This window comes from Streptomyces sp. NBC_01176, assembly GCF_045039825.1.
In the GTDB taxonomy this organism is placed as follows: domain Bacteria; phylum Actinomycetota; class Actinomycetes; order Streptomycetales; family Streptomycetaceae; genus Streptomyces.
The window spans coordinates 308,130-313,802 of sequence record NZ_CP108601.1; the positions used below are offsets into that span (position 1 = coordinate 308,130).

General features: G+C 68.8%; 6 protein-coding genes. All 6 read left to right on the plus strand.

Features of this window, described 5'->3' with window-relative positions:
* Nucleotides 1-140: 140 nt before the first annotated feature.
* The 6 genes from OG199_RS44880 (at nt 141) to OG199_RS44905 (ending at nt 5,583) form a co-directional block, all read left to right on the plus strand.
* Nucleotides 141-521 carry a hypothetical protein gene (locus OG199_RS44880; protein ID WP_331728260.1) on the plus strand — a complete coding sequence of 127 codons (381 nt, stop codon included), beginning with the start codon at nt 141-143 and terminating at the stop codon, nt 519-521.
* Nucleotides 522-566: 45 nt separating this feature from the next.
* Nucleotides 567-878 carry a WXG100 family type VII secretion target gene (locus OG199_RS44885; RefSeq protein WP_331728262.1) on the plus strand — a complete coding sequence of 104 codons (312 nt, stop codon included), beginning with the start codon at nt 567-569 and terminating at the stop codon, nt 876-878.
* A gap of 107 nt (nt 879-985) precedes the next feature.
* Nucleotides 986-1,420, plus strand: coding sequence for a type VII secretion system-associated protein (locus OG199_RS44890; RefSeq protein WP_331728264.1), 435 nt, complete (start codon nt 986-988; stop codon nt 1,418-1,420).
* Between the two features lie 4 nt (nt 1,421-1,424).
* A complete protein-coding gene (locus tag OG199_RS44895) occupies nt 1,425-4,730 on the plus strand; it encodes an AAWKG family protein (RefSeq protein WP_331728266.1) in 3,306 nt (1,101 codons plus the stop codon).
* A gap of 90 nt (nt 4,731-4,820) precedes the next feature.
* Complete coding sequence (locus tag OG199_RS44900; protein ID WP_331728268.1) at nt 4,821-5,258, plus strand: YbaB/EbfC family nucleoid-associated protein; 438 nt, start codon at nt 4,821-4,823, stop codon at nt 5,256-5,258.
* The gene (locus OG199_RS44905) at nt 5,251-5,583 is read left to right on the plus strand and encodes a hypothetical protein (RefSeq protein WP_331728271.1); all 333 of its coding nucleotides are present in this window, start codon (nt 5,251-5,253) and stop codon (nt 5,581-5,583) included. The genes OG199_RS44900 and OG199_RS44905 overlap by 8 nt, the downstream gene beginning before the upstream one ends.
* The last annotated feature ends 90 nt before the right edge of the window (nt 5,584-5,673 follow it).

Here is a 5,673-nt window from a genome sequence, read left to right on the forward strand (position 1 = left end):
GCTGCAGCAGCCTGACATACGCACACGTAGTCGGCCGCAGCCGGACACGCGCACAGATGTTGCACGTCCCACGGCGAAACTCCGCCATGGCAACGACGTGCCCCGCTCGATTCGCCGATGGATCGGAAGGCAACGACACGATGAGCACTCCCCCTGCCAACGGACGCCTGCAGGAATCCTCCACCGCCACCTACGGTCACGCCATCTCCAGCCTGGAGAGCGCCAGGAGCCAGATGACGCTGATCCAGGGCGACGTCCAGCAGGCGAAGGCGACCCTCCAAGCGCACTACCAGGGCGAGGACGGCCGCGCCTATGCGCGGGTCATGGACACCTGGCTGAACGAGGTGGACCGCATCAAGCACACCTGCGAGGCCATGGAGAACCAGCTGGGCAACAGCATGCAGTCCTCCAACAGCGCGCAGGCCGGCGCCCATCAAACCATCGTCGACGGCGACGGACACCTGACGGCGTTCGGATCCGACGTCGAGAACGGCACCTACAACGCCATGCACGGCGCCTGACCCACACCGCTCCCCTCCGTTCCACCCCCGACCAAGGAGAACACCATGGGCGCCGAAGACGGCATCTACATCGACCACGGCCAGGCACTGACCTTCGCCGAGGAGATGATGCACCAGACGACACGTATCAGCGGCGTGGTACACCAGCTCGAGGGCGAGCTCGCCGGTATCGTCGGCAACTGGCTCGGCCCCGACCGCGACATCTACTACGGCAAGGTCCAGCCCACCTGGAACTCCGAGGTCCAGGCGCTGTCGACCATCCTCCAGCGACACGCTCAGACCCTCGACAACATCAGCGACATGTACACGAAGACCGTGAACCGCAACGCGCAGGGCTTCGAGGAGATCAGGTTCTGACGGCGCCCACCGTCCGCCCGTCCCACCGCGCCCCCGAGGTGATCCCGCGTCAGGGAACTCGCCTCAGCAGCGTGTGCCGCCGTCGTAGTCAGTCGTAGGGGAAGGCAATGCCGGATCTGACCAAGCTGGACGCTCCCTCCCTCCGTACGTTCGCCGAGACGGACGTACGTGAGGCGGGGGACGAAATCGCCAGGCTGCGCACCTCCGACCAGGAGGGGCAGTCCCTGTACGACATCTCCAACGCCCCCAACGGGCCTTTCTTCATCGGTCCGATGGCCGGCGACTCGGACACCGCGGGCAAGAGCCTGGTGAGCCACACCATCCAGTCGGCGAAGGCGATCGACTCGGTGCTCAACCGTCACCTCACCGCCTTCCGCGATCTGCGACGGCAGCTCGACGACGTGGTCGACACCATGCTCAAGACGCAGGGGGAGACCCTGCAGCAGGTGGACGGGCAGAAGTTCCTGTCGGCCATCAGGGGCTACGACGCGGACATGTCCGGCGGTACGTACTCGTCGAGCAGTTCCACCAGCTCGGGCTGATCCCATGGCCGTCGACAACTGGGAAGACATCATCAAGCTGCTCACGGGCTGGACACTGCCCGGGCGCTCGGAGGTGACCGGCGTCAAGGGGGACAGCGGCACCCCTTGGATCAACGTCAAGATCAAGAAGGAGAAGCAACGGAGCACGACCCCGCAGATCCGGCTCGATCCCGGATACGGGGCGACCTTCCAGTACTTCGTGCAGCACGGCAAATCCGTGGACATGTACACCGCGCAGATCAGCTACCCGGGCGATCTGGCGAAGGGTACGACGTACTGGGAGCGCAGCAGGGAGGCGCTGAACCGTCTGGTCAACCAGTTCCAGTCGTCCGGTGAGCCGTCCGCCTACGGCGGGGATCCCGGTCTCACGGACGGTGTCGACCTGCGCTCCTTCAACAAGGCGGCGTACTCCTTCGACCGGGCCGGCGAGTTCTTCCGCAACCGCACGGCGGTCCTGAAGAACTGGCTCGACGCCCTCGGAGCCGACAACGCGGCGTGGAAGGGCACCGCCGCGGACGTGTTCCGCGACCTGATCGACGACCTGCACAACAAGTACGACCACTACACGACCCAGCTGAGGCCGCCGGGCTTCACGCCCGAGAACACCTCGGTGGTCACGGGCACCCAGGCCTGGACGCTGCACGGCGACAACCTGATCGGGGCCCAGAACGACCTCCACCGTGCGTACACGGACCTGAGCAGGCAGCTCGACGACTTCTACTGGCGCCGGGGGCGCGGCGTCAGCGTCACCTCGGTGGACGGCAACACCAGGTCGCACGTCCCGCCGGCCGAGCCGACGAGCATCCTCGACGAGCTGATGTGGGACGTCCAGTGGTTCATCAGGCAGTACAACCATCCGAACGTGGCGTATACGACGACGAGGTACACCTCGAACACCTCGTCACAGACGGTCACCGTCTGGCAGCCCAGGGCCGGCTTCTCTGCCAACACCGCCTGGGGCAATCTGAAGGACCAGAGCACGTGGTCGGGCCTCGCCCAGGAGGCGATCAACCGGTGGACGAACAATCTCCAGGCGAACCTGGACGAACCGGCACACCGGACCGCCACCGATCTCGGCGTCAAGTGGACCCAGGTCCTCGACTCCGGTCGTGACACCCGCTTCGCCTTCGAGGACATCCCCTCCGTCAGCCTCGCCGACAGGCTGGCGAAGGAACAGGCGGAGAAGGCGCAGGAGGACGCGCAGCGGCAGGCCGACGAGGCCGCGAAGGAGGCGCAGCAACAGCAGGAGGACGCCCAGAAGCTGGCCGAGGGGCAAATCGGCAAGTTCACGAAGGGCGTCACCGGTCTGACGAGCGAAGGCTCCCCCGTGGGGAGCACCTACTCGTCGGGCGACCCCCTGGCAGGACAGACCTTCCAGGTCGGCGCCACCGACGTCGGCACCCCGTCCTCCTCGACGGACGGCCTCACGGACACGGCTACGCCGAGCTCGTCGGCCTTCGTGAGCGGCCTGCCCACGGTCGGTGGCCCACAGGCCTTCGGCACGGACTCGGCCACCGGCACGCCGGCCACGCTCGCCGCGAACGGAGCGGACCCGCACTCCCTGCTCAACGGCTTCCCCTCGGCCACGGATCTTTCGGCGGGTACGCCGTCGACGGCCGATCTCTCGGCGGGTGTGCCTTCGACCACGGATCTTTCGGCGGGTACGCCGTCCGCGGCCGATCTCTCGGCGGGTGTGCCCTCGGCCACGGACATCTCGGCGGGCACGCCCTCGACGGCCGGCGTCCCCGCCGTGCCCGATCTGTCGACCCTGCTCTCCTCGCCGGCCACGCTCGGCACCTCAGGACCCACCAGCCCCGACGCGGCCGTCTCGTCGACGAGCGAGACCGGAACGCCCCTGTCGATCCCGTCCCTCACCGACCTGAGCCCGGTCACGGGCACGACCGGGCCGGTCAAGACCAACTCCGACGGCAGCACCACCGCGGCCACCGCCGGCGGCGGCCTCGTCACTCATTTCCCGGACGGCAGCTCCGTGGCGGTCGGCCCGGACGGAACCGTGACGACCACGACGGACGACGGCGTGACGACGACGAGCACCCTGCAACCCGGGCAAGTGCTGACCAACCCGGACGGCTCGACGATGTCGCTGAGCCCGGACGGCGGGGTGACCACCCACCTGACGGACGGTTCGTCGTACACGTCCCACCCGGACGGCAGCGTGACGACGACGAACCCGGACGGTACGTCGACGACGCAGTTCCCCAACGGCCTGACCGAGACCGTCGGACCCGACGGACAGACCCACTTCACCAACCCCGACGGCAGCGTCACCACCCAGAACCCCGACGGCACGGTAAGTACCAGCTTCCCCGACGGCAGCACCGCGACCGTCGACCCCGAGACGGGCACGGTCACCACGCTCACACCCGACGGCCAGACCGTATCCACCCACCTGGACCCGGGCCAGAGCCTGGTGAACCCCGACGGTTCCACCACGACCATCGGGCCCGACGGCTCGGTCACCACGACCCTGCCCGGCGGGGGCACCTACACCCTGCACCCGGACGGCACGGTCACCACGACCAACCCGGACGGAACGGCTCTCACCCCCTCCGACGGAACGGCCACCACCCTTCCGGACGGCACCCTCACCCAGCTCCCCAAACCGGCCGACCTGCCCACCATCTCCGGTGGCCCCGGCACCCTCACCACTCTGACCCCGGACGGCGCCACGACCGTGCACTACCCCAGCGGCACCACCGCCACCACGGGGGCGGACGGTTTCACCACCACGTCCTTCCCCGACGGCAGCAGCACCGTCAGCGGTCCCGGCGGACAGTTCCAGACCCTGCCGAGCCCCGACACGGCCGGCCTCCTCGACGGGCAGGCCGGAGCCACCGACGGGTCGGCCGACCCCGGGCAGGCCCAGGCCCTCGGCGGGCTGGGAGGGGGAGCGGGCCAGGCCGCGACGGCGGCGGCCGGCCAGGGCGCCGACCCCGGCCTGTCGGGTCTGCTCTCACCGATGATGATGATGTCCGGAATGGGCCGCATGGGCCAGGGCCAGCAGAACAAGGAACAGGAACGGATCCGCGAGGTCTACGGCGACGACGAGTCCGACGGCGCCTTCTTCCACACCCAACAGGTGGGTCGTCCGGGATCCCAGGCGGACCCGGACCCCGACCTCTACGAGGAAGAGGAGGAGGACTCCGAGGAACTCCTCAGTCGACCGCGACGGGATCAGGGAGCCGGCTACGTCCGCCCGTCCACGCAGAGCGGATCCGGCCGGCCGGACGACGGCGGTGACGTCTGGGGCACCGAAGAAGGCGGTCTGCCTGCCTCGATCGGACGGTGACTGTGACCGGGGCGCATCGGCCATCTCCGTCACCTCCGCTCCCCCTTCGTCGTCCCCACCCCGTACTGCACCCCCCTGTGAGGAGGAACCGTGAAAGAAACGTTCGAGCAGCACATCCAGCAGGCGTTGTCCGAGTTCACCCAGCACCGCGAGGCCCTGGCCCGGGTGCGGGGGGAGATGGCGTCCCTGTCGGCGACGGTGCGGTCGAAGGACCGCGCCGTGGAGGTGACGGTCGGTGCCCAGGGCGAGGTGACGGCACTGCGCTTCCTCAACAACAAGCACCAGACGATGCCGGGTCAGAAGCTCGCCGCCAGCGTGCTCGACGCCCTCATGCAGGCCCGCCAGGACGTGCTGTCGAGGGCGACGTCCCTGTTCGGCTCCGTCTCCGGCATCGGCTCCGGCATCGTGGGCGCCGATCCGGAGGAGTTCGACCTGGACCGGCTGCTGGACGCGGCCGGCGCGACCGCCCGCCCGGAGGCGGACAAGGTCGCCCCGGCCGCCCACCGCCGGGGAGGCTCGCATGGCTGACGACCGGGTTTTCGCCGCCGAGCCCGACTCCGTGGTGCGCGGCGGTGACGTCACCGACCGGATCAGCCAGATCCTCGAGCGCCTTTCCCACGGCTACGCCGACGAGACCTCGTGGGACGCCGGCAACCCCCCGTGGGGCGTCGGACAACTGGGCACCGTCTTCGCCAAGCAGTACGTCCCGCCGCACAGCGAACTGCGGGACGCGGTGTCGGCACTGGCCGCGGCGATGCTGGGCGCGGCCACGAAGACCCTGACCTCGGGCCGGAGCTTTTCCGGAGCCCAGGACCACGCCGTTCACGAAATCGAGAGCAAGGGCCGACGGTAGGCAGAAGTGGATTTGTCGCCTGGGTCGCCGTTGGGCAACCTGCTGAAGTTCCTCACCGGGATGGAGTGGCCTGATCTTGATCAGGCTGCG

Excerpts from the sequence above, each read along its gene's own strand:
- OG199_RS44890 (WP_331728264.1), top strand. The coding sequence starts at position 986 with ATGCCGGATCTGACCAAGCTGGACGCTCCCTCCCTCCGTACGTTCGCC.
- OG199_RS44895 (WP_331728266.1), top strand. The coding sequence starts at position 1,425 with ATGGCCGTCGACAACTGGGAAGACATCATCAAGCTGCTCACGGGCTGG.
- OG199_RS44885 (WP_331728262.1), top strand. The coding sequence starts at position 567 with ATGGGCGCCGAAGACGGCATCTACATCGACCACGGCCAGGCACTGACC.
- OG199_RS44880 (WP_331728260.1), top strand. The coding sequence starts at position 141 with ATGAGCACTCCCCCTGCCAACGGACGCCTGCAGGAATCCTCCACCGCC.
- OG199_RS44905 (WP_331728271.1), top strand. The coding sequence starts at position 5,251 with ATGGCTGACGACCGGGTTTTCGCCGCCGAGCCCGACTCCGTGGTGCGC.